Consider the following 24669-nt stretch of genomic DNA (forward strand, 5'->3'; position numbering starts at 1 on the left):
ATGAGGTTGCTCTTCTCCTTTTGGTCATACTCTTAGTAGCATAGTTGAAGACTTGAATTTATGAAATGATGAAGTTGGAATCAATGCTTTGTTTGATTGCCAATTCGTAGCGCTTATTTACCTCGCTCCAATTGATTACATTCCAAAATGCGCTAATATAATCTGGGCGCTTATTTTGGTATTTCAAATAGTAGGCATGTTCCCAGACATCCAGACCAATAATCGGAGTTTCCCCCTCCATCAAAGGACTATCTTGATTAGGAAGACTATCGACTTTCAATTTTCCATTCGCAACGGAAAGGAACGCCCATCCACTGCCAAACCGAGTAGTTGCTGCTTTCGTAAATTTCGCTTTAAATTCTTCAAATCCGCCCAGTTCATTTTCGATCGCTTTTGCTAATGCTCCTGTTGGATTTCCTCCCCCGTTGGGGCCAATGATTTTCCAAAACAAGCTGTGATTGGCGTGCCCGCCTCCGTTATTTCGAACAGCTGCGCGAAGTTCCTGTGGAACACTGTCCAGATTGGAGATCAAAGCTTCAATAGATTTCCCTTGCAGCTCAGGCAAATGCTCCAGAGTAGCATTCAGATTCGTAATGTAAGTATTATGATGACGATCATGATGGATCATCATCGTTTGCTCATCAATATGTGGTTCGAGTGCGTTATTTGCATAGGGTAATGCAGGTAATTGATATGTCATGTGTTATTCCTCCAATGTAATATAATGATATTTCTAAATTGATCATACTTCATTTTATATACTTAATCAACATTTATGTATATAAAGTTTAGTTTGTATTCTCGTATTATATGATCACAATTAATAGTTTGGGTTATTTTCCATTTATTAGAGTTTGAACTAACACGTATATTATATATAATAAATATAAAATTAGTTATATCGGTTGTTTAAGGATATAATGTATCTGAGAACTTGAGATGATGTAAACAACGAGAGCGATATACGTGGATTGTATACACGAAATCGAAGGTGTTAAAAATTGTTTATTCGTAAGGAGGTTGAATCATAAATGACTAATCCTGATCTGGTGAATAGTCTTCCAACCAGAGAAATTATATTACATCTCCTCAAAACCAAAGGAGACATGACTACTAAAGATCTTACCGATGAGCTTGGGATCACCACCATGGCGGTTCGGCGTCATATCCAATCGCTAGAACGAGATAATTTAATTACGTCTAAGATACAGCGACAATCTATTGGAAGACCAACAACAGTGTATTGTTTAACTGAACAGTCTGTAGGATATTTTCCTAATAAATATCATTCACTAACATTGGATATATTGACTGAGCTTGAAGAACAATTAGGACCGGAAGCTGTTGAGAAAATTTTTGAAAGTCGCAAAAATAAAATGATCGAAAAATATGATCAAAGTATGAAAGCGAAAAATATCTCGGAGCGTGTTGAGACACTTGCGAACATTCAGAATGAGAATGGCTATATGGTGGGACTTGAGAAGATTAGCGATGATGAATTTATTTTAAAGGAAAATAACTGCCCAATTAGTCACGTCGCCATGAAATATAAGAAGGTTTGTCAATGTGAATTAAGTATGTTTAAATCATTGCTTGGGGATGCTGAAGTCAAAAGAATGGAGTGTTTGGCTGACGGCGGGCAACGTTGCACATATTCCATAAAAGTAAAAAAAAGCAATTGAACGTATTAGATATGTAAAGATGCTTCCTAGCATAACCGCTAGGAAGCATCTTTTTTATATATTCATTTAACTTAACTTAAAGAAGTCGAGTGCCTTGCTTACATATATTTGATGATGATCAGGTAAATCTTCCTCATAATAAATAGCTCCAACAGGACAAGCTGTTTCACAGTTCCCACAATCTATGCATTGGTCAGGATTGATAAAATATTGGTCTTCTCCTTTTACAATGCAATCGACTGGACATACATCAAGACAATCGGCAGCTTGTTCATGAATGCAATGCTCTGTAATTACAAAGGGCATATTCCTCCACACCTCCTAACTTTTCATATCTATTATTCGCAACGCTTTAACATATACATAATATACATATAAGTATAAAAATATCAAATCTATCGTTTATGTTTGATTTTAATAAAGAATTTTATTTGATATTTATATATTTTATACATTATAGTATATTATGTTGTGTATTATAAAACATAAAGAGAGGGAGAGCTCCCATTGTCACTAGAACTTACTCCATCAATTACTGATATCACAATTATTGGTGGTGGGCCAACTGGAATGTTTGCCGCTTTTTATGCTGGTATGCGTCAAGCAAGTGTCAAAATTATTGATAGTATGCCGCAATTAGGTGGTCAAGCGATTGCCCTATACCCTGAGAAATATATCTATGATATTGCTGGATTTCCAAGGGTTACAGCTGCTCAACTCGTTGAAAATTTACTGGAGCAGATGCAATTATTTCCGGTTGATGTCTATTTAGAGGAGAAGGTACAACAGGTATTAAAAAAAGGGGAACATCATTTCGAAATTATTACAGATAAATCTATTCATTACAGTAAGTCGGTTATTATTGCCGCAGGTATAGGGGCATTCGAACCACGCCGATTGGAACTGGAGAACGCGAGTCAGTTTGAACAATCTAACCTTCATTATTTTGTTGAAGATTTGCAGCAGTTCTCCAATCAACACGTGATTATTAACGGTGGTGGAGATTCAGCAGTCGATTGGGCACTTATGCTTGAGCCCATTGCCAAACAAGTCACTTTACTTCACAGACGAGATAAATTTCGTGCTCACGAACATAGCGTTGAAAAATTGAGGGCATCTTCAGTTCATATCGTCACTCCGTCTGAGATTACCGGGTTAACTGGTGATGAACGGATAACCGAGATTACAGTCACTATTGCGAAAACGGGGGAGAAAAGAATCATTCCTTGTGATGCTCTTATCGTGAATTTTGGTTTTGTTTCTTCTTTGGGTCCCATTGCTGAGTGGGGATTGGAAGTTGATAACGGCTCTATTGTTGTTGATACGCGGATGCAAACCAATATTCCAGGAGTATTTGCAGCTGGAGACGTTACGTCCTACCCAGGGAAAATTAAGCTGATCGCTGTAGGCTTCGGAGAGGCTCCAACTGCAATCAACAATGCTAAGGTTTATATTGATCCTACTGCCAAATTATCACCAGGTCATAGCAGTAACATGAAGCTCTGATATGCTTAGCAAGGTAAATGACGCAAGATTTCAAAGAAAATCATGGTTTGATAAAGGTCAGCCTCCTACAGTTCATGCCATTGGATTTGAAGGACAACTACGAAGAATAATGAACTAGGGGGCCTAATATGAATAGTGAGCTAAGTGTTGTCATATACATTCTCATTATCCTTAGTTCACATAAGAATGAGAAACTAACCAGTGCTCAGATCTCAGAAAAGATTAGTGTAAACCCTGTTAGGATACGCCGTATCCTTAGCTCATTTAAAAAAGTGGGATATGTTAAGACAAAAGAGGGTATTGATGGTGGTTATGTGTTGTCTGTGGAGCCGCATGATATAACCCTGCAAGATATATATAAATTGGTGTCGTCTAAGCCTTTACAGATTCCTAAACCATCTATGAGCAGTAAGGGACATCTAACAGCAGAGATAGATATGCAACTCACAAGTATTTTTATAGAGTGTGAACAACAACTGATGAGGCAGTTAGGAAAAATCAACTTGGGTAGTATGCTCAAATTAATGACTGACTGTCAATTAGAACGAACGGAATAGTTCAAATACAGATAAGCGATTAGGAGGACCAGTTATGAAATTAATAGGTTTGTCTGGGTCATTGATTGGATCAAAGACTGCAATTGGTGTGGATACTGTACTACAATTCGTGAAAAAAAATCATCCGGAAATTGAAATTGAACTAATAGATTTGAGAGAATACAAAAACATCGAATTTTGCGATGGCCGCAAGTTAGAGGATTATAATGAACACACCCGGTCAGTAATCCAAAAAATGATTGATGCTGATTTTTTCGTTATCGGCACACCTATATATCAATCCTCTTTGACAGGTGTACTGAAAAATGTGTTCGATCTACTCCCTGTACAGAGTTTTTATAATAAAGTGATAGGCTTTATTGCAACTGGGGGCACATATCAGCATTATTTGGTTGTCGAAAATCAATTAAAACCGATCGCGGGCTTTTTTCGTTCATATGTAGCGCCAAGATATGTTTATTTAAATAGTGATCATTTTGGTGCTGAGAATAAAATCGAAGATGCTGATGCGCTGAGTCGGTTGGAGAAATTGGCCGAAGAAATAGTCTTCATGCAGATTCAATTGAAGTCGCGATAAGATATCATTCTAATACGAAAAGGAGATTGGAAGAAATGCCTTTTGTAATTACCGAAGCATGTATTTCAGAAAAAGCAGCTGATTGTTTAGACGTTTGTCCAGTTGAAGCGATCTACTATGAAGAGGATTTACCTTCGCAATACTTGAAATACGTGAATAAAGCAACTGAATTTTTTGAAAAACAATAATGCAACAATCTACATTTGCTTCGGTAGAGTTGCTCCAATGCTTTTTACCAGGATACTCAACGCACTGAAAGTGTAATATAATTCAGTAAAAAATCTTCTTCTAAGCTTGATTAGCAATAGCAGGGAGCCGAGTGAAGAGATTAGTGGTTCAGTGGTCTTTGTTGGAACCCAAAGCAAAAAAAGTGACTTCATTGACTGAAGTCACTTTTTTTGCAACTAAACAAGCCTGATTGGAACACATATCTCGCAAAAATCAAGGTTAACAAGATGGCCTGTATACCTTTCCATAACTGGCTTGTTATCCAGAGTATAACCGCTACTCTGCAAACGCGGGAAAATTTCAGTCCATGCTTGCTGAACAGCCTCTGTAGTATGTTTGACTTTGCAAACCAGATATTGCCCGCCTGGAAGTTCAGTTTCGTTTAGATCGGGGGTCAATTCATCCATAGGAAAATCTTTCGAAATGACAATACAAGCATCGTATCGGCAATCTTCGGGAATCGTGCTTTCCGGGTTATCCTGGGGGATACCAAATAAAACGGTCGATGCAGTAAGCAGATTTTTGGCTCTAGCCCAACTCTTTAACATTTCCATAGCTTGACTGTTGGCAGGCCCATACAAACCAACTTGTCGCACATAGGCGATACGATATGACGGGAGGTTTTCGATATACATTTCCATGAAAATCTTCCTCTCTGTACGATTTCTCTTACATGTTTGATGCTAACATGGTATAAAATAATTTGCTTAGGTAATTGTTGAATCCCGGCGACGAAACTCATAGAATAGTGATAATATGTTGGAAGACTGTTCCAATAGAGCAAAACGAGAGGGGGAGGCGTTAGACATGGATATTACTTATGCCTTCACGGATGAACGTTTCAGGCAAGTTATGTTGGATCGTTTTTGCGATCAGCGGGATTTCATTCAGGAGAGTGACGTTTGTGAGGTTGAGATATTAGAACTCTCAAATCACAATATTAGCAATCTTGATGGAATCGAGTATTTCAGGGGTCTTCAAGAGCTGGATTGTGCCTATAATCAATTGAGCGGTCTGGATCTTACTCAGAATCACAAGCTGAGGACGTTACGTTGCAGAGAGAATCAGCTTCTTACACTGGACCTCCGCTCCAATTCGGAATTGCAGGTGCTGGATCGTAGCTTTAATCGACTTCGCAAATTGGATCTTTCTCATAATTCCAAACTTATAACGGTGGAGTGTCATTGGAATATGTTGTCGGAGCTGGCTTCAGAGCCCCTTGAGCAGTTGGAGGAACTTAGTTGCAGTTATAACGCTCTTTTCTCACTTGAACTTGAACACAATAAACAACTGCGGCGACTTGATTGCGCCAACAATTACATGCTGGAACTTGATGTAACCGGTTGTCCAAACTTGATTGAACTTCGTTGTAACCACAATCATATTAAACAGTTGGATTTTCGTTCAAATATGGTTTTAGAGAGTGTCCGTTGTTTTAACAACCATATTAGCAAGCTGGATATTCGCCATAACGTACAACTAAAAGAGTTGTACTGTTCCGAGAACAAATTAACCGAGTTGGATTATAGCGCTAATCCCAAGCTGGAAAGACTGCAGTATGCAGATAATCTAATGTTTGAATCCAATCATGAAGTTCCGGGTATGGGGTTGTTTCAGTATGACGTCTCGATGTCCAACTATCAGATGAGCTTACTTATTCAGGATAAAGAACTGGTATTCACTGCACAGGTTTCAACCAAGACAGAGATGGAAATATTGTCCCCATATATGGAAGAGACGTGGAAACGGTGGGACATGCTAGGTGAGCAGGCACTTAAAACCATTGCCGAGGCTCATCCGGACGAAGATATCAATACATTGATTTTGGCTGATGCAGAATTTCAGGGAGATCAATATTTCCGATTGGGTTATGATGCGGGGGATACACCTGCTGGTCGACTGTACATATATGCGGAGTTTGACGATGAATTTCACATGTTGGATACGTTGATCTATGAAACGTATTAAAGCCACGAGATCGTGGCTTTTTTGTTGTGTTGAACTAAAGATTATTTACACTGACACTACGATGACAGAACAACCTTCCAATCGCTGTTATCCCCAGATTTTAATTCCATTCCTTTTCTAAAGGGGAAATCCGGGGATAGCGTATGCTTCGATGCAGCTTTCTTTCAGAAAGCTTTTAGGCGAACGCTTCGCTTTTTCAGGTTTTTTCTGTCCTCTCCGTTATCGTGTAAATGTTAGTTCAACTTATATAATTGGTTATATTATATGTTATTCAGCGTGCATTTTGTTAAAGCTAACATATTCGTTAATCGGTTTACGGTAACCGCGTGGGCGCTGTTTGGCTTCCGACTTTTTGCCGATGGTGATCAGCATAACGGGTACGTAATGGTTAGGGATTTCCAGACTCTGTTGCAGTTCTTCCGAGTCAAAGCCAATCATTGGACAAGTGTCCCAACCGCGATCCTGAGCGATCAGCATCAATTGCATGGCAGACAGGCTGGCATTGCGAATCGCATCCTCACGTTGGAAGAATCTGCCGCGAGATTCGTAAAATTCGGTGACACTTTGGGATTCCTGCTCGTATTGGAACGGAGTAAGAGCGCCCAGGTTCAGCAGGCCTTCGTTAATCGTGCGGATATGATGATGCGCGTTGACGTCGCCCAATACCACGATGACCGCAGAAGCTGTTTTTACCTTATATTGCTGGGAAGCTTCATAGACTTTCTCTTTCTGTTCCTCGTCTTTAATTACAAGATAGTGCGTGTGTTGTAGGTTAAAGGCAGATGGTGCAAATTTATTCAGGGCAAACATTTCTTGCAGTTCCAAATCCGAAATTTCAATTCCTTCTTCAAAAATAACGGCCGATCTACGGTTTTTGACTAGATTCTCCAACTCACTCATGGTAGTTTCCCTCGCTTATGTATGATTTATGAACTGACTATAACACACTTAGTTACTTTATGTAAGTATTATTTTAGAATAAGACAAGGATCGTCTGCCATACGCTAAAATAAAACACTAGAGGTGATTCATGAAAGCATTGATCGCAAGGTATATGGGAGGACATGACCCTCATGAATTTCGGGTATATGTGATCCAATCTTCGACGTTAAAACGTTTTGTAGTCGTGGAGATTATTCTAGGCCCTATCGTGTACAATGTCGCACTTTATTTGTGCCATAATGTAATACTTGCAGGAGTAGGCTCTTGGGCTGGAACAGAAGGTCTGAAGAGACTGCCACTGGTCTTTAGAAAAATCGTTGGGACATGATGAAGTGTGTAAATGAAAAATTGAAGCAGAAGAGGGCCAGTTGCGGCCCCATCTTCTCCTTCAGTCATGTTATCTATAGTCACGCTTCTTTTATCTAAACACATAATTATAACTGTCTAAGCTTTGGGTTCAAACTTGCCTTATTTGGCACGTTCCAAATACTGCTCCAGCGTAAGTTTCTGGTTGGTAATCTCACCAGCAATATATACTCCGACATAACGTACATGCCATGGCTCATAGGAGTAACCAGTCAATTTCTCCTGATCTTTGCCATAACGGATGATGAAGCCGTACTTGTGGGCATTGGCTTTCAGCCATTTGCCTTCTTTGGTGTTGCCAAAGCTTTGCTGAAGATCATAACCAGCCGAAGCGCTGGAGATATCCATAGCTAGACCGGTCTGATGTTCGCTTTGTCCTGGCCGAGCACTTGTTTTATTGGCAACAGCTTCGCCTTTGATGCTGGCATTACGGTCAAAGATTGATTTCTGAGTCGCATACGAGCGATAGCCAGACACCGCTTTGATATCGATGCCGTCTTTTTTGGCAGCCGCAAATAATTTCTCTATCGCGGTTGCGGCCACTTTACGCATCTGTTTCTTCGGACTGGAACCTGAGAAGCTAAAAGGAATATTAGGTACAACCAAATCTTGAGGTGCATAAGTTGAAGGCAGATTTCTCTTTTTATTGACAAGCACAACTGTACTGGACACATTGGTCACAGTTGCCACATTTTTAATCGTTTTGATCGTACGACCAGGTGCATTATCATGCAGAAATTGAGTGAAGCTAGAGCTTGCAGCAGACGCGACGGGATTCAGGCTTGAAGTGATGGGAAACGTAGTAAATGCAGAACCTGCTACAACAGAGCCTACGAGAATTGTAGATATGATGGATTTACGAGTAAAAGGTTTCATGATGTGTGTTCCTCCTCGGAATATATGAATCTATATACCGAGTATACTAGAGGATTATATCCATAGGTTCTCCAATTGTTTCCGAGTTGTAAACAAAGTTTGCTATAAAATCTAACTAGAGGATATTTACCTTGCCACTTCGATGACAGAACAACCTTCCGATCGCTGTTATCCCCTGATTTTTTTGATTCAATTTTATAATGGTGAAAATCTTGGGATAAAGGCGAACACTTCGTTTCTTCAGGTTTTTTCTGTCCTCTCCGTTTCGTGTAAATGTTTAGTTCATCTTTTATAGAGTCTTTTTTGCAACTCTGATAGAGGCATATAAGGAAAAGAACGGTAAAAAAGCCGTTGCATTAGATGCAACGGCTTTTTGTTGTAAAGAGAGTGTTGTTAATCCATGCTGGAGACTGTGTTACAGCATGCAGGCGTCGGATCCACCGGAGCTTCCTGCAGTTACTGCACGGGTGTCACGAACGCGAACGTTGGCGCTGAGCACACCAGAATCACTGCTTAGTTTAAAAGAAGGATAATTTTCTTCCGTATCCAGCTTCATGTGTTGTTCTAGGTTCAGCTGCTGCTTCGGATCAACATAGAACGGAACCAGATTGGTTTCAATCTGCGCGTCGAGAGCCGCAAGTTCATCAACAATGATAATAGCGATAACTCCGTTACATCCGCAACCTTCCAAGTCATAGATCACTTTGAAATATCCGGGTTGGTCATTCAAGCTTTCCGTCAATCGTTTTGCAGCCAAATCTGTAATTTGAATATACATATAGGTACACTCCTTTATATGTGGTCATGGTTGGTAAATGGTAAAAGAATTCATTCAGCTTCTATTCCCATTATACCACTTTGGCAAAAATCAAAGCATTTATTTTCTTGACTGATCAGTCTGGAAAAGGTATTCTTTAGTTAATGAATAGGGAGGTGAGGTCTTAAATTGGGAAGAGCCAAGGAGTTCGACACGGAGAGCGTTCTAAGAAAAGCAACGTCTGTATTTGGAGCGTACGGTTATGAAGGTACATCTTTGAGCTTACTGCTGAGTGAACTTGGCATTGCGCGGCAAAGCCTGTATGACACCTACGGAACTAAACATGATTTATTTGTCTCTGCTCTTAAATTCTATATTCAGCAGAAGACAGAGGCGGGGATCAGACTATTAAACGGATGCACAAGTGTGAGGCAAGGCGTGACCGAGTTGTTCAACGAAGCGGTTAACGTGTTGACAGACAACGAACGTCGTAATGAATGTTTCATCATTAATAGCGCGGTTGAACAGGCACCACAAAATCACGAAATCGCGGTCTTTATTCAAACCACTAACCAACAAATGGAAGATGTTTTCCATACTGCGCTGTTACGAGGCCAGAGGAGTGGCGAATTGAGGCACGCTGAGGAAGAATTGCCCGGGCTTGCCCGTTTTCTAAATTATTCCCGACTCTCATTGACCTTTACAGCGAAGAGCGGTGCAAGCGCAGAAGCGCTACGAGATTTTGTACAGATGACCCTAAGGGCTTTGGATTAGCGTTTTACATGATTCGAGTAAGAATTCTTTACGTTTTCTTGAAAATGGACGCTTAAGGCGTTTATTTTTTGACTATTATAGACCGATTGGTCTGGAAAAAGAACACGAAACAAACTGAAGGAGGAAATAAGGATGACACAATCTCAGCAGTTGGAAGCGGGCAATAGTATACCGTATCGGATCATGCATGGATTTACTCAATTGCTACTGGAGGGAAAACTAGAACAATGGTTGGAGCTATATACATCTGACGCTATTTTCGAATTCCCATATGCACCAGCAGGATATCCTCAGAAACTGGAAGGCAAAGCCGCAATTACGAATCATCTTCATAATTTACTGGGGATGATTGAAATTCAGCAGTTTTCTGAACCGGTGATCTTGGCTGATTCCACGAAACAACAGTTTGTGGCTGAATTTACTTGTAAAGGGCGTTCATTAGTTACAGGCAAGCCATACAACCAAACGTACATCTCTGTAGTGAGCCACTCTAATGGAAAAATTACACATTATAAAGACTATTGGAATCCGATGGTCGTACTCGAATCGGACTTAGGAGGAAACAAGCATGATTAATGATAAACCGTTGACACTTATTACCGGAGCTAATGGAAAGACAGGAAGCCGTGTTGGGGCCATACTTCAAAAGCATCATTATCCGGTGCGTTTGGCAGGAAGAACTAAACCATCTCTTTCTGGTTCTGCCGATAATTATGTCTATTTTGATTGGTATGATTCCGAGACATATGCGCCGGCGCTGAAAAATGTGAATCAGGTGTACCTTGTTGTGCCAGCAATGGATATGAGCCCAGAAGACGTCATGAATCCATTCATCAAGGAAGCATTATGGAGCGGCATTAAGCGATTTGTCTTGCTTGGCAGTGCTTCAATTGATGGAAATGGTCCTATTTTTGGCAAAGTACATCAGTATATAAAAGCCCATGCTCCTGAGTGGGCTGTATTGCAGCCTTCCTATTTTATGGAGAACTTTACGGAGGGACCGCATCGGGAGACGACGAAACAACTCGGGAAAATATACAGTGCTACGGGTGAAGGGAAAATTGGATTTGTTAGTGCAGATGATATCGCGGCAGTTGCGTTCCATGCTCTGACAGATGTTGTTCCTCATAATACGGAGCATATCATTACAGGGCCGGAGACGTTGTCCTATGGACAGGTTGCAGACGTCTTGAGCCATGTACTGGGTCAGTCCATTCAACATGAATCTTTGTCCGATGATGAATTGAGGAACAGCATGATTCGCGCAGGAATGTCAGAAGAATACGCTGCTGCCCTCGCAGGACTGGATGTGCCTATCCGGGAGGAGGGGAGAGAAGATCAAACGACGGATACGGTGAAAAAATTAACGGGGAATAACCCGATTTCATTCGAGCAATTTATTCAGAATCATATGGAAGTATGGAAATAATGGAAGAAACATTTTCATATTATGAGAAGACGGTGCCTAGTGCCCGTCTTTTTGCATGTCTACAAGCATGTTGACATCGTTGATTCGAATATGGATCTCTCCCTAACAAGGGACACTAAGGAAAGCAGTGATTATACGAACACACTTTTGGGGAAATAGATGAAGATGAATGTTAGGGCGTGTCTGAAACACGCCCTAGATAAAGGGGCGAAGAGAGCGAATGATTCAGTTCGAAAATGTATCGAAACAATATCCTGATGGAACAACGGCTTTGCGTCAGGTTAACCTCAACATTAACAAGGGAGAATTGTTCGTCATGATTGGTCCGAGTGGATGTGGCAAAACCACCATGCTCAAAATGATCAATCGCCTGATTGAACGAACAGATGGAACAGTGCGCATTAATGAACGCCCAATCGATGAATACAACATTCACGAGTTGCGCTGGAATATCGGATATGTACTGCAACAGATTGCACTATTCCCGCATATGACCATTGCCGAAAATATCGCAGTTGTTCCTGAACTGCGAAAGTGGAAGTCAGATCAAATCAAGGAGCGTGTACATACGTTACTGGACATGGTTGGTTTGCACGGAGATACATACAGTGAGCGTAAACCGTCCGAGTTATCCGGAGGACAACAGCAGAGAATTGGTGTGTTGCGTGCACTCGCTGCCGATCCCGAGATAGTTTTGATGGATGAACCGTTCAGTGCACTCGATCCAATGAGTCGGGAGAAATTACAGGACGATATTCTGGATATCCAGCGTCAGATGAAAAAAACAATTGTGTTTGTCACCCATGATATTCAGGAAGCGATGAAGCTGGGGGATCGCATCTGCATTATGAAGGATAGACAGGTTTTGCAGGTAGGCACCCCGGAAGAACTGATCCGACAGCCAGCTAATGACTTCGTACGTGAATTTGTTGGAAGTCCTAACACCGATACGAGTTCACAATCTGATTTTGATCTCGAATCCATCATGTCACCACTCTCACCGGGTCATGTGCCGAAATCAGCCAAAACTGCCGTTCCTGTATCCATTACGTTAACGGAATTAGTTGATATCATGGCTTCCCATGACCATCTGCTGGTTGAACGTAACCGCCAGATTATTGGCGAGATCAGTCGAGTTGATCTGATGAAATACTGGTCTGGTCAGTTACAGGAACGAGGTGAAGGACATGAGTAGGTTCACGGAGGTGTTCAGTGAGCGCAAAGGTCAGTTGTTGTCTGCTCTGCTGGAACATATTCAGATCTCATTTATCGCATTGTTCTTTGCTGTCGTCATCGCTATTCCGCTAGGTATATACCTTACACGCAAACCAAAAGTAGCTGAACCAATTATCGGGGTTACAGCTGTGTTGCAGACGATACCGTCCTTGGCGCTTCTCGGATTGCTCATTCCGTTATTCGGCATAGGCACACTTCCTGCAATCATTGCACTGGTGGTGTATGCACTGCTTCCCGTACTCCGCAACACGTACACAGGCATATCCGAAGTTGATCCTTCCATGGTGGAAGCAGCGAATGCGATGGGCATGAATAGTTGGCAACGTCTAATCAAAGTGGAACTGCCACTGGCGATGCCTGTTATTATGGCCGGAATTCGGACTGCGATGGTGCTTATTGTAGGAACGGCGACACTTGCCGCCTTGATTGGCGCAGGAGGTTTGGGTGCATTAATCTTGCTGGGCATTGATCGGAACGATACGGCATTGATCATCCTTGGAGCCATTCCGGCCGCATTGCTGGCTATTTTGTTTGATGTACTATTACGTCAGTTCCAGCGGTTATCCTTTAAGAAAACATTGGTTACCCTTGGTTCGCTGGCAATAATCGCGATACTTGTGATTACCATTCCCTTCGTGGCACGTGGTGGACAGAAGGATCTAGTCATTTCCGGGAAATTGGGGGCGGAACCCGAAATTCTCATTAATATGTACAAATTGTTAATCGAAAAAGATACAGACCTGACCGTTGAACTAAAACCCGGATTAGGCAAAACACCATTCCTTTTTAATGCACTCAAGTCGGGTGATATTGACATCTATCCCGAATTCACGGGGACAGCGATCTCCGAATTTATGAAGGAAACGGCTGTGAGTACGGATCGAACAGAGGTCTACGAACAAGCAAGAGATGGAATGCTGAGCCAGTTCAACATGGTGCTGCTGAACCCTATGGATTACAACAATACGTATACGTTGGCCGTTCCAAAGAGCATCGCAGATCAATACAATCTCAAGACCATTTCGGATCTCAAACCGGTGGAACAGCAGATAAAGGCAGGATTCACGCTGGAATTCTCGGATCGGGAAGACGGATACCTTGGCATACAGAAAAAGTATGGGATTGAATTCCCGAACGTTGCAACAATGGAACCCAAGCTTCGCTATGGTGCTCTTCAGCGCGGAGATATCAATCTCGTTGATGCTTACTCCACAGACAGTGAGTTGAGACAGTATGAACTCGTTGTGCTGGAGGATGATCAGGAGTTATTCCCACCGTATCAAGGCTCGCCGATGCTTCGTCAAGAAACGGCAGATCAATATCCACAACTGGTTGAGGTGCTGAATCAGCTTGCTGGCAAAATTACGGATGATGAGATGCGTCAGATGAACTATGACGTGAACGTAGAGGGAGCGAATCCTGAACAGGTTGCAGCAGAGTACCTTAAACAGGCTGGATTGCTGTAACTTCAGACATCCCTGCACTAGATGTACCAAAAGGATGAGGAGGAACCATGATGACACAAAAAACGTATGACTTGATTGCAATTGGAACAGGAAGCGCGGCAAGCTCTGTTATCACCCGTTGCGCTGAAGCTGGATGGAAAATTGCTGTAATTGATGAACGTGAGTTCGGCGGAACGTGTGCACTGCGTGGCTGTGATCCCAAGAAAGTGCTGGCTGGAGCGGCTGAGCTGATTGACTGGAATGAACGGATGCAAGGGAAAGGAATTCAGGGACAGGCGACCATCAACTGGTCTGAACTTATGGCCTTTAAACGCACCTTTACCGAGAGCATACCTAGAGCAAGTGAAGATCAATTCAAACAGGCCGGAATGGATACGTTCCATGGTAAAGCTTCATTTGTCGATGAAAATCATATTCGAGTTGGTGAAGAAGTTCTCCATGGGAAACACATTCTGATTGCTACCGGTGCAAGACCTGCGCCACTTGAGATTGAGGGCTCGGAGCATCTTATATATAGTGATGACTTTCTGGATCTGGAACAGTTGCCGGATCGTTTAGTTCTGGTAGGCGGCGGATACATTGCATTTGAGTTTGCGCATATTGCGGCCAGAGCCGGGACGGAAGTCCATATCCTGCATCGGAGTGAACAGCCTCTGAAGTCGTTTGATGTGGAGCTTGTAGAATCTTTGTTGCAAAAATCAAAAGAGATCGGCATTCATGTTCACTTGAACGCGGAGGTGAAGTCCATACGGCAAGAGGGGAACGCCTATGTCGTTCATGGCACACGTAATGGTGCAGATCACCAGTGGCAGTGCGGACTTGTCGTTCATGGAGCCGGGCGTGTTCCTAATGTGGATGGGCTGGAATTGGAGAAAGCCAACGTCAGCTACAGCAAAAAGGGGATTACGGTGAACGAGTACTTGCAAAGTGAAAGTAATCCGAGAGTGTATGCTGCTGGCGATGTAACGGATACTAAAGGGTTGCCTTTAACCCCGTTAGCAGGTCAGGAATCCCGGGCTGTATCGTTCAATTTGTTGGAGGGAAATCAACACAAACCTAATTATAAGGTGATGCCTTCCATTGTGTTTACTGTCCCTGCCCTTGGAGCTGTAGGTATGAGCACGGAACAAGCCAAAAAAGAGGGCTACGAGGTGCAGGTAAATGATATGTCGAAATGGTATACTTACAAGCGAACTCATGAAAAATTTGCCATGGCCAAAGTGGTGATCGATAAATCAACCGGGCGTATTCTGGGCGCGCATGTGCTCGGGAGCAAAACAGAAGAATTGATTAACCTTTTTGCAATGGCGATTCAGTTCAATCTGACTATCAATCAGTTAAACACCATGAATTTTGCATATCCTACTGCTGCATCGGATCTGGGTTCTTTAATTTAGAAGTGATGAAGTGAGGATGAACCCCCCTTTGGGACGGAAGAAAGGATGAAAATAACGATGTCATCGGATTTTATTGGGCTTCATGAAGGCAAGTGGACTAAGGAACCCGTTGCTGCACGGATGAATGGGGATCGTTTCGTTGTGGAAGCTAGGGAAGGCAGTGACTTTTGGGAGAACACATTCTACGGGTTCTGTCATCGGGATGGACACGCCATGCTTGCTCCATGGGACGGAACGGAAGCGATTGAGGTATCGTTTGATCTAAGCTCATTCACCGAATTATATGACCAGGCGGGATTAATGTTATGGTACGGAGAAGACCAATGGATCAAGGCCGGAGTTGAGGTCAATGATGGTGTGGCACATGTTGGAGCCGTCGTGACGGATACGTATTCCGATTGGTCACTCTCTCCTGTGCCAGAGTGGGGTGGACGAATCGTAACAATCAGAGCCTCCTACAGTAATGAGGCTGTTGTCATTCGTGCACGCACAGATGAGCATCCTTGGCGTACGATTCGGGTTGCACGGTTTGCCTATCCAACGAACAAACATGCAGGTCCATTTCTGTGTTCACCAAAGCGAGCAGGGTTTGAGGTAGCCTTTACCAAGTGGAGATCCACGACACCCGATCAAGACTTGCATACAGATCCGCCGATTACAGATTAAAACAAGTTAAGATGCACGATAAACAATAAAACATGAACAGGTGTATCTGGCTTAGAAAGCAAGACAACACAAATAAGCAAGTCTTCCATTAACGGAGGACTTGCTTATTTGTGTGTTTAAACTTTGGACTGTGAAAAGTCTCCAGTTACTCATTTCATCATTCACCGGGTACAGTGAGTTCTTTTCGCACATACAACAGAGTGCTTGCGAACTTTACTTGAGTTTAACGTTTATTTACTCGTGTCCGTATCCAGGGAATGGGGTTCAGTCTCTTTTTCACCCTCATCATCATTGGACTTATTGAACTCCAGCATACGCTCCTCGTAATCGTCCAGGAACCATAACGGGTCCATGCTGTCTTCCTCACCGTTGTAATTGATTACGATTTCGTCGCCAGCTTTGATGTCTGTATACGCGTAGAAGTCAAAGGTGTGGTTATCAAAATTGATATCGTAAGTAGCGTTAGGTTCATAAGAGTGGTTGATCAGACTGCCGTAACCGAGCAGAATTGCGGTATGATTCGCCCCATATTCGAACACGTAATCTTCCAAAATCGTTTTTTCGACATGCTCATGATCTTCATTTGGGTAAGGCACAACGGGTGCCTGATGGATAAGCGTTCCTTTGGCAATATCAACGGTAGCAAATACCCCGCGGTTAAACTCACCACCATCACCCAACTTGGATTGTTTCACTTCAATCATAATCTTCACCTGATGCTCTTCGAAGAGCTCCGTTCTATATAATAGTAATTCGTTAAGGCAAAATTTTAACCCATACTTTCATATAAGGCAAATTTCAGACAAAAAGGTGGAATAATTTTTAATATGGCGTTGAGTTGTGCAGGATATAACGCTTATAATATACAAAGAATTAAGTCTATATAGAAAAGGTGTCATGAATGAGCATATTAAATGTAGAAAAATTAAGTCACGGTTTTGGTGACCGTGCTATCTTTAACGACGTTTCATTCCGCCTGTTGAAGGGCGAACATATTGGTCTGATCGGGGCCAATGGTGAAGGTAAATCCACCTTCATGAACATTATCACAGGAAAACTTCAGCCGGATGAAGGCAAGGTGGAGTGGTCCAAACGGATGCGGGTTGGTTATCTGGACCAGCATGCTGTATTGAATAAAGGCCAATCGATCCGTGACGTACTTCGCGGCGCGTTCCAGTATTTGTTTGACATGGAACAGGAAATGAATGATATGTATGGCAAAATGGGCGATGTTACCCCGGAGGAGCTTGAACAACTGCTTGAAGACGTAGGTACGATTCAGGATACGCTGACAAACCAGGATTTCTACATGATCGATGCCAAAGTGGATGAAACTGCACGTGGTCTGGGCCTGACGGATATCGGTCTGGATAAAGACGTCAATGACCTGAGTGGTGGACAACGTACCAAAGTACTGCTTGCCAAGCTGCTGCTGGAAAAACCCGATATTTTGCTCCTGGATGAGCCTACGAACTATCTGGATGAATTGCATATCGAATGGCTGAAACGTTATTTGCAGGAATATGAGAATGCTTTTATTCTGATCTCTCACGATATTCCGTTCCTGAACAGTGTTATCAACTTGATCTATCACATGGAGAACCAGAATCTAACTCGTTATGTGGGCGATTATGATCACTTCCAGGAAGTGCATGAGATGAGAAAACAGCAGCTGGAGTCGGCGTACAAACGCCAACAACAAGAGATTGCTGACCTCAAGGATTTTGTAGCGCGGAACAAAGCAAGTGTTGCTACACGTAATATGGCGATGTCCAGACAGAAGAAACTCGACAAGATGGATGTCATCGAGATCGCCAAGGAGAAACCGAAACCGCAGTTCAACTTCCGTGATGCAAGAACATCCGGCAAGCTCATTTTCGAAACCAAAGGTCTTGTAATTGGATACAACGAACCGTTGTCCAGACCACTGGATCTGCGTATGGAGCGCGGACAGAAGATCGCCCTTGTTGGTGCGAACGGAATCGGTAAAACAACCCTGATGCGTAGTATTCTGGGTGAAATTCAAGCTCTGGAAGGAACCGTTCAACGTGGTGAACATCTGGAGATTGGTTACTTCCAGCAAGAGATGAAGGATGCCAACTACAATACATGTATTGAAGAGATCTGGCAGGAGTTCCCTTCGTATACCCAATTCGAGGTGCGTGCTGCACTTGCAAAATGTGGTTTGACTACCAAACACATTGAGAGCAAGGTAGCTGTACTAAGTGGTGGGGAGAAAGCTAAAGTGCGTCTCTGTAAGCTGATCAATAATGAAACCAACCTGCTTGTGCTCGATGAGCCGACGAACCATCTGGACGTTGATGCCAAGGAAGAGTTGAAACGTGCGCTCAAGGCCTACAAAGGCAGTATTCTTCTGATTTCCCACGAACCGGAATTCTACCGTGATGTCGTTACGGAGACGTGGAACTGTGAGTCGTGGACCACGAAAGTATTCTAAATAGAGGTTGTTCAAAAAGTCCGCTTTTGATTACGAATCATGTGCGAGCTTGCGAACAAGCTCGAAGCGTGAGAAAAGGCGCGAATTTTGCTTGCAAAACAGGCAGAACTCGCGCCTTTTTTGCGTGGTTTTAACGAAAAATGTTTGAGCCCAATTCACAGTTGACAGCTTGAATAAGGCAATAATATAATTCAGGAAAGCGATTACATTTATATGTTGAAAACCTGTTTCACTGCATAGGGGCAAAGAAAACACGGTATTCCGTATGGGTATCATTGCACTTAGAAGGGAAGACGGGTCTTTTTTTGCACTCCAATGAAACCGGTTTCATTAAAATAAGGAGGTGGACAAGAGCTCGTTACTGACCACTGGTTGCTGAGGATAGGCTGAACAACAACACCGCGCTTTCAAGAACCATGCTTTCATCTTTCACGCCAAAGGAGAGAATGAACATTGGATAAACTCAGGAAACCCATGATATTTATGTTATCAGCAACACTTGCGCTGTCTTCGGGACCGTTGATGCTGCCGAGTAAGGCGTATGCCGATCTGAGCAGTATACCCGCCACGTTGTTGCAGGACGATTTTTCGGATGGGAATTACACGGAATCACCTGCGTGGAACGTAAGCTCAGGCAACTGGGAAGTGATTGCTGACCCGACAGATGCGTCCAACTTCACGCTTTTCCAGAGCGATACCAATGAAGGCATCATCTCTACTGGAGACTCCATGTCGGACATGACCGTGTCCATGCGCTTTTACACGGGAGCCGGTCAAGGATATCCGGGAATATTGCCGCGGTTTCAGGATAAGAGCAACTATTATTATTTTCAAATGCAGGTACCTAACAACAAATTGGTCTTCAGCAAAAAGGTGAATAACGGCGATACAACGTTGAAAACGGTGGACTATGCGTTTGCCAAAGATACGTGGTACACACTCAAAATAGTGCTGTCGGGTGCCACCATTCGAGGATATATCGCCGAAAATGGCTCCGATCGGTTGGTATTTGATTTAAACGATTCTTCCATTGGGTCAGGTGTTGTTGGCATTCGAAATAAGTGGCAGTCGGTACATATGGATGACGTTATTATTGCCGAGCAGCCACCAGTGAACGATGCTTTGCTCGCCATTGCAGAGCAGACGGCATCTTCGGTTTCACTGCAATGGTCTGAAATCGTAGGTGCATCAGCCTATCGCCTGTACCGTTCCTCTACGCCAGAAGGCGGTTATTCTCTGGTAACCAGTACCGGATCTTTGGAACATACGGATGTAGGATTAAGCGGGGATACGGTGTATTATTACAAGCTCGCTTATGAATACGGAGGTCTAACCGAGTCACTATGGACTGCTCCTCTGGAAGTTCGGACGACTGCGGCGGCACCACAGGCTCCTGGCGAATTAAAGGCCGAAGCACTTAATGCCACAAGCGTGAAGCTATCTTGGTCCGCTGTGGACAAGTCAACGGGTTATCGCGTGGTTCGGGCCGAAGCTGGCAGTGAGCAATACGAGCAGATTTATGAAGGGAAGGGACTTACTTATACAGACCAGGAGCTTGAGCCCGGCACTAGCTACAGCTATCGTGTGACGGCCTATAATGCAGCTGGTGAGTCAGCGGCCACTGTTGCTGAAGCTACGACATACTCCATTGACTCTCCAGCAGAGTTCGCTGCCACAGCTGTGAAGGATACATCAATCTCTCTGGGGTGGAATGTCCTGCCTGGATCTGATGTAACGTATACCCTGTCCAGGTCAACCAGTGCTACGGGTACGTATCAGCAGGTCTATAGTGGCAATGAAAACACGTTTAACGATAGCGGTCTGACGATGGGCACAGGATATTTTTACATCATTCAGGCGACCGTGGACGGCGTAACTTCTCCAGCATCCGCACCGCTGGGTGTTGCCACAGTTCGCACAAGCATTACACCAGGGCAATTGTGGCCAGATCTGGACGGGAAACCGATTGATGCTCATGGGGCTGGCTTTTTCTATGATGAACAGACGGAGACCTATTACTGGTATGGCGAATATCATAAGGGCGGCTGGCCAGCTGTTGGTGTGCGTGTGTATTCATCCAAGGATCTGATGAATTGGAAGGATGAAGGCATGGCTTTAACAACAATTCAATCCATGGATGATTTTGACAATGACCCGTTGATCTCCAAATTGTATGCGGGGCGTGAAGACCGCGTGGATATCTGGGCAGATATCCGCAAAGGACGGATTATTGAACGACCAAAGGTCATCTACAACGACAAAACGAAGAAATACGTGATGTGGGCCCACATGGACGGCGACAAAGACCCCTATAACGATAATGCGAATTATGGTAAGGCGCGGGCCGGTTATGCGATCAGCGACTCTCCAACAGGGCCTTTTGTGTATCAGAAGAGTTACCGGATGGACAGAGCTCCCGAAGGGGAGAAAGATTTCTTCCCAACCGATAAGGGTATGGCACGTGATATGACGTTGTTCAAGGACGATGACGGCACTGGCTATCTGATCTACTCCAGTGAGGAAAATCTGACGCTCTATATCTCCAAACTGAATGAAGACTACAGTGACGTAACAGGGTGGCATAAGGAAGGACGAACGGATGACAAAGGCAATCCGGTACGAGATTCCACCTATCAGGCGGAATACGGCGTAGATTACGTGCGTGTGTTCCCGGGAGGGCAACGTGAAGCACCGGCGATGTTCAAGTATCAGGGGAAATATTATATTTTGACTTCCGGAGCTTCCGGTTGGGCCCCTAACGAAAACAAAGTGACGGTGGCGGATAACATTTTTGGCCCGTGGTCAACACAGACCAATCCGTTCGTGCGCACGTTGCCAACCGATCCTGATCCAGGCAAGGCATTTGGCACACAGACGACTTCCGTCATACCGGTTGATCCGGAAAAAGGCAAATTCATTTACGTGGGGGATACGTGGAATGGTGGCAATTTCTCGAATGATGCTGCAAAATACGTGTTCTTGCCAATTGAGTTTGGAATAGGCTCCGACATCGCGATCAAGTGGTATAACAGCTGGACACCTGATCTACTGAATTCGATGGGCAAGGTAGATATTGCTGATCCGTTGCCAGAAGCCGTGGCGCTAGGCAAAGTACCATCCCTGCCAACAACATTGAATGTGCGCGACGGTGGAGCACTGGTATCAACGCCAGCAGTATGGACGATTGATAACCGGGCCATGACGGCAGAGGATTTTGCCAAGCCAGGACCGCTCACATTACAGGTAACGACACCGGAATATAACAACAAAAAGCAGGCAGTTCGCGTAAATGTCATTCCGGAGAATACACTCTATTTTGTGAACAGCGGGGGTTACGAAACGGCTGATTACAGTCTCATGGGTGATTATATGAAGGGAACGCTTGCGAACCCGGAAACGGCGGATCAGATGTACGCTCAGGCTGAGGGACGTAATTGGGGTTATGTCAGCGCAGATGCACTGGCATCCGGTTCGAATGGCGGGGATATATTCTCGACCGTACGTTATCTGAACGGTGGAAATGTCAGCAATTCTCCTAAAGGCACGGACTTAACCTATAGATTTGATGTGCCAAACGGGACATACGATGTGTACGCCGGATTCAACGATCCGTGGACCAATACATCGCGCAGAGCGAATTTAATCATCAATGGCACCAATACCGGTGCAGTTACTTTTACGCCTGCCAACGTTAGAGCCCAGAAAGGCATCAGCGTGTCGGACAACAAGCTGGAGTTAACCGTGCGTAATACGGCATCACAGGACCCGATGATTAGCTGGATTATGATCGTTAAACCTGACGCCGCACCACCTGCAAATGATAGTGCTGGCCTTACTGCTGATGCGTTAGATTCAACGAGCGCAACGCTTCGCTGGGATGCTCATCTTGGTGCAGCAAGCTACAAGCTCCACCGCTCAGATCGTGAGCAAGGTGAGTATAAGGTGGTTTACAGTGGCAATGGACGGAAGTACACGGACAGTGAACTGAACCCCGGCACGGAATATTATTACAAAGTGGAAGCTTTGGATGCGACGGGGCAATCCTTGAGAGGTGTATCTTCCGCTTATCAGGTGCATACGGCTCAGCAGAGCGCTGCCGATGTAGCTACAGGCATCACAGCATTGGAACAGCCTTCCGCAGGCACGAAAAAACTGAAGTTACCATCCGTGCCGCAAGGTTTCACGGTTAATATCGCTTCCAGTTCGGTACCGTCGGTCATACAAACCGATGGAACGATTGTTCCACCATCTAAGGAAACAACAGTAACCCTGGAGTTGGAAATTACTCGAACTTCTGACGAGAGTAAAGCCTTGACTGTACCGTTGACAGTGAAGGTGCCGGCGTCTGTTCCTTCCCCTGGAGGCACGGACCCTGGTTCGGGCGGTAATCCAGGCGGCAATTCTGGTGGAAATCCAGGAAATGGTTCTGGTTCATCCAGCAATGGTGGACAATCCGGAAGTGGTAACCCAAGTGCAGAGAATGCGGTACCACAACCTAAACCGGAAAAGGACCGTTCTGTTCTGGAGTTGCAGGGACAGTCAGATCAGAAGGGTTTAGTGCAGTCCAACGTGGATGCTTCAACGATTAAAGATGCTTTTAAAGTTGCCCCCTCAACAGATGCGGGCCAGCGCTTGGTCGAACTTCGGCTGAAGCCGGTTTCGGGAGCAACGGCATATGAATTGTCTCTGCCTGCCGCTGCCTTGATAGATCAGGGTGAGTCACATGTGTTCAACATTGTTACAGAGCTGGGAACGTTGGAGCTTCCTGCGACACTGTTAACAAAGGATATCGTTGGTGATGGGATTGCATCAATCCGATTGGTCAGAACGGAGCTGCCAAAAACAGTCGCAGATCAGCTCGGCACGAAATATGGAGTCCAGCTTGAACTTCAACTGGATGGTCAACCATGGCCATCGGAAAGCGAATTGATACTTCGTCTGCCTTTCCAATCCTCACAAAATGCTCAGCAGGATCGGATTGTAGCATTTGCTATCGGCGCGAACGGTGTGGCAACTCCATTACCGCAAAGTTACTACGATCCAAACAGCGGGCAACTTGTATTTTCCGTAACATCACTCACAGGAAATTATGCTGTTGTGCCTGTTGAGCAGACATTCGCAGATCTTGCAGAAGTGCAGTGGGCCAAGAAAGCAATGGAGGCTTTGGCTGTTAGAGGTGTAATTGATGCTGAGGCAAGTGGTGATTCCACGCAGTTACATCCAAAACAGGAGATGACCCGCGGCCAATACATGCAGTGGTTGATGACTGCGCTGGGCTTGAATGCTTCTTCCGGGAATGCGTTCTCTGATGTAAACGAAAATGCTCCGTACTACGAAGCAGTTACAGCTGCGCGTTCGCTAGGTATTACTAGTGGTACCGGTGACGGGCGCTTCTTGCCAGAGTCCACGATCACTCGTCAGGAGATGATGACGTTGACAGTGAGAGCACTTGCGGCGGCTGGACTGGTTGACTCTGAGACGACTGTAACAGATAACCTTACTCGTTTCCGTGACGCTTCCGAGATTCGCTCCTATGCCAGGGATAGTGTGGCATTACTTGTGAATCTGGGTATCGCCCACGGGTACAATGGTGAAGTGAAACCACTTGCCGAAGCGACCCGAGCCGAATCGGCTACGTTGTTATATGCGATGATGAGCAAACTGGTATGGAAGAAATGATGATACACCAGAATCGTAGCGTGTGAAAAAGAAGGCTTACTTTGACCTGGAACTCAGGTTGGAGTAAGCCTTCTTGATTGCACGCCCGTCATGGGCGAAAAGTCA

23 protein-coding genes are annotated in these 24669 nt (G+C 44.2%); 16 read left to right on the plus strand and 7 right to left on the minus strand.

Annotation, left to right across the window (positions count from 1 at the left end):
- Window positions 1–58 precede the first annotated feature (58 nt).
- A complete protein-coding gene (locus MHI55_RS13995) occupies window positions 59–700 on the minus strand; it encodes a superoxide dismutase (RefSeq protein WP_340390319.1) in 642 nt (213 codons plus the stop codon).
- Window positions 701–1031: 331 nt separating this feature from the next.
- Here MHI55_RS13995 and MHI55_RS14000 point away from each other — a divergent pair, with 331 nt between their 5' ends.
- The gene (locus MHI55_RS14000) at window positions 1032–1682 is read left to right on the plus strand and encodes a metalloregulator ArsR/SmtB family transcription factor (protein ID WP_340390321.1); all 651 of its coding nucleotides are present in this window, start codon (window positions 1032–1034) and stop codon (window positions 1680–1682) included.
- A 66-nt stretch (window positions 1683–1748) separates the two neighbouring features.
- Here the strand turns inward: MHI55_RS14000 and MHI55_RS14005 are convergent, their stop codons facing one another.
- The gene (locus MHI55_RS14005) at window positions 1749–1988 is read right to left on the minus strand and encodes a 4Fe-4S binding protein (protein ID WP_036608584.1); all 240 of its coding nucleotides are present in this window, start codon (window positions 1986–1988) and stop codon (window positions 1749–1751) included.
- Window positions 1989–2189: 201 nt separating this feature from the next.
- On the opposite strand from MHI55_RS14005, the gene MHI55_RS14010 reads away from it, so the two are divergent.
- The 4 genes from MHI55_RS14010 to MHI55_RS14025 all read left to right on the plus strand — a co-directional run bounded on the left by MHI55_RS14010 (window position 2190) and on the right by MHI55_RS14025 (window position 4510).
- On the plus strand, window positions 2190–3188 hold the full coding sequence (locus tag MHI55_RS14010) for an NAD(P)/FAD-dependent oxidoreductase (protein WP_340390323.1): 999 nt from the start codon (window positions 2190–2192) through the stop codon (window positions 3186–3188).
- Between the two features lie 128 nt (window positions 3189–3316).
- On the plus strand, window positions 3317–3745 hold the full coding sequence (locus tag MHI55_RS14015) for an Rrf2 family transcriptional regulator (protein WP_036608578.1): 429 nt from the start codon (window positions 3317–3319) through the stop codon (window positions 3743–3745).
- A 34-nt stretch (window positions 3746–3779) separates the two neighbouring features.
- Window positions 3780–4322, plus strand: coding sequence for an NAD(P)H-dependent oxidoreductase (locus MHI55_RS14020; RefSeq protein WP_340390325.1), 543 nt, complete (start codon window positions 3780–3782; stop codon window positions 4320–4322).
- A gap of 35 nt (window positions 4323–4357) precedes the next feature.
- Window positions 4358–4510, plus strand: coding sequence for a hypothetical protein (locus MHI55_RS14025; protein WP_200868493.1), 153 nt, complete (start codon window positions 4358–4360; stop codon window positions 4508–4510).
- A gap of 216 nt (window positions 4511–4726) precedes the next feature.
- Here the strand turns inward: MHI55_RS14025 and MHI55_RS14030 are convergent, their stop codons facing one another.
- Window positions 4727–5191, minus strand: a complete 465-nt coding sequence (locus tag MHI55_RS14030; protein ID WP_340390327.1) for a GyrI-like domain-containing protein — start codon at window positions 5189–5191, stop codon at window positions 4727–4729.
- A 166-nt stretch (window positions 5192–5357) separates the two neighbouring features.
- Here MHI55_RS14030 and MHI55_RS14035 point away from each other — a divergent pair, with 166 nt between their 5' ends.
- Window positions 5358–6518, plus strand: a complete 1161-nt coding sequence (locus MHI55_RS14035) for a leucine-rich repeat domain-containing protein (protein ID WP_340390329.1) — start codon at window positions 5358–5360, stop codon at window positions 6516–6518.
- A 267-nt stretch (window positions 6519–6785) separates the two neighbouring features.
- On the opposite strand, the gene MHI55_RS14040 is transcribed toward MHI55_RS14035, so the two are convergent.
- Entirely contained in the window at window positions 6786–7418 is a 633-nt protein-coding gene (locus MHI55_RS14040; RefSeq protein ID WP_340390331.1) for a nitroreductase family protein, read from the minus strand.
- 130 nt (window positions 7419–7548) lie between these two features.
- On the opposite strand from MHI55_RS14040, the gene MHI55_RS14045 reads away from it, so the two are divergent.
- Window positions 7549–7788 (plus strand): hypothetical protein, encoded by a 240-nt coding sequence (locus tag MHI55_RS14045; protein WP_235193803.1) that lies wholly within the window; start codon window positions 7549–7551, stop codon window positions 7786–7788.
- A 140-nt stretch (window positions 7789–7928) separates the two neighbouring features.
- Here MHI55_RS14045 and MHI55_RS14050 read toward each other — a convergent pair whose 3' ends face one another.
- Window positions 7929–8702, minus strand: a complete 774-nt coding sequence (locus MHI55_RS14050; RefSeq protein ID WP_127545626.1) for a M15 family metallopeptidase — start codon at window positions 8700–8702, stop codon at window positions 7929–7931.
- Window positions 8703–9117: 415 nt separating this feature from the next.
- Window positions 9118–9480 (minus strand): iron-sulfur cluster biosynthesis family protein, encoded by a 363-nt coding sequence (locus MHI55_RS14055; protein WP_076214772.1) that lies wholly within the window; start codon window positions 9478–9480, stop codon window positions 9118–9120.
- Window positions 9481–9648: 168 nt separating this feature from the next.
- Between MHI55_RS14055 and MHI55_RS14060 the strand changes: the two genes are divergently transcribed.
- From MHI55_RS14060 to MHI55_RS14090, 7 genes are all read left to right on the plus strand, one after another.
- Window positions 9649–10233, plus strand: coding sequence for a TetR/AcrR family transcriptional regulator (locus tag MHI55_RS14060; RefSeq protein ID WP_339286625.1), 585 nt, complete (start codon window positions 9649–9651; stop codon window positions 10231–10233).
- A gap of 132 nt (window positions 10234–10365) precedes the next feature.
- Entirely contained in the window at window positions 10366–10809 is a 444-nt protein-coding gene (locus MHI55_RS14065) for a nuclear transport factor 2 family protein (protein WP_340390333.1), read from the plus strand.
- Window positions 10802–11662, plus strand: a complete 861-nt coding sequence (locus MHI55_RS14070; RefSeq protein WP_340390335.1) for an ergot alkaloid biosynthesis protein — start codon at window positions 10802–10804, stop codon at window positions 11660–11662. Before MHI55_RS14065 ends, MHI55_RS14070 begins: the two co-directional genes overlap by 8 nt.
- A 220-nt stretch (window positions 11663–11882) precedes the next feature.
- Window positions 11883–12857, plus strand: coding sequence for an ABC transporter ATP-binding protein (locus MHI55_RS14075; protein WP_340390337.1), 975 nt, complete (start codon window positions 11883–11885; stop codon window positions 12855–12857).
- The gene (gene opuFB, locus MHI55_RS14080; protein WP_340390339.1) at window positions 12850–14364 is read left to right on the plus strand and encodes an osmoprotectant update ABC transporter permease/substrate-binding subunit OpuFB; all 1515 of its coding nucleotides are present in this window, start codon (window positions 12850–12852) and stop codon (window positions 14362–14364) included. Before MHI55_RS14075 ends, opuFB begins: the two co-directional genes overlap by 8 nt.
- Window positions 14365–14414: 50 nt before the next feature.
- Window positions 14415–15761, plus strand: a complete 1347-nt coding sequence (locus MHI55_RS14085) for an NAD(P)/FAD-dependent oxidoreductase (RefSeq protein ID WP_340390601.1) — start codon at window positions 14415–14417, stop codon at window positions 15759–15761.
- A 57-nt stretch (window positions 15762–15818) separates the two neighbouring features.
- The gene (locus MHI55_RS14090; protein ID WP_340390341.1) at window positions 15819–16427 is read left to right on the plus strand and encodes a DUF1349 domain-containing protein; all 609 of its coding nucleotides are present in this window, start codon (window positions 15819–15821) and stop codon (window positions 16425–16427) included.
- 230 nt (window positions 16428–16657) lie between these two features.
- Here MHI55_RS14090 and MHI55_RS14095 read toward each other — a convergent pair whose 3' ends face one another.
- Window positions 16658–17131: an SET domain-containing protein gene (locus tag MHI55_RS14095; protein WP_100528913.1), complete on the minus strand. Its 474-nt coding sequence runs from the start codon at window positions 17129–17131 to the stop codon at window positions 16658–16660.
- Between the two features lie 197 nt (window positions 17132–17328).
- On the opposite strand from MHI55_RS14095, the gene MHI55_RS14100 reads away from it, so the two are divergent.
- Both MHI55_RS14100 and MHI55_RS14105 read left to right on the plus strand, forming a co-directional pair.
- Entirely contained in the window at window positions 17329–18885 is a 1557-nt protein-coding gene (locus MHI55_RS14100) for an ABC-F family ATP-binding cassette domain-containing protein (RefSeq protein ID WP_017688769.1), read from the plus strand.
- A gap of 474 nt (window positions 18886–19359) precedes the next feature.
- Window positions 19360–24564, plus strand: a complete 5205-nt coding sequence (locus MHI55_RS14105; protein WP_340390343.1) for an S-layer homology domain-containing protein — start codon at window positions 19360–19362, stop codon at window positions 24562–24564.
- Window positions 24565–24669 lie beyond the last annotated feature (105 nt).

The sequence above is a fragment of the Paenibacillus sp. FSL E2-0151 genome (assembly GCF_037993015.1).
GTDB classification, from domain to species: domain Bacteria; phylum Bacillota; class Bacilli; order Paenibacillales; family Paenibacillaceae; genus Paenibacillus; species Paenibacillus amylolyticus.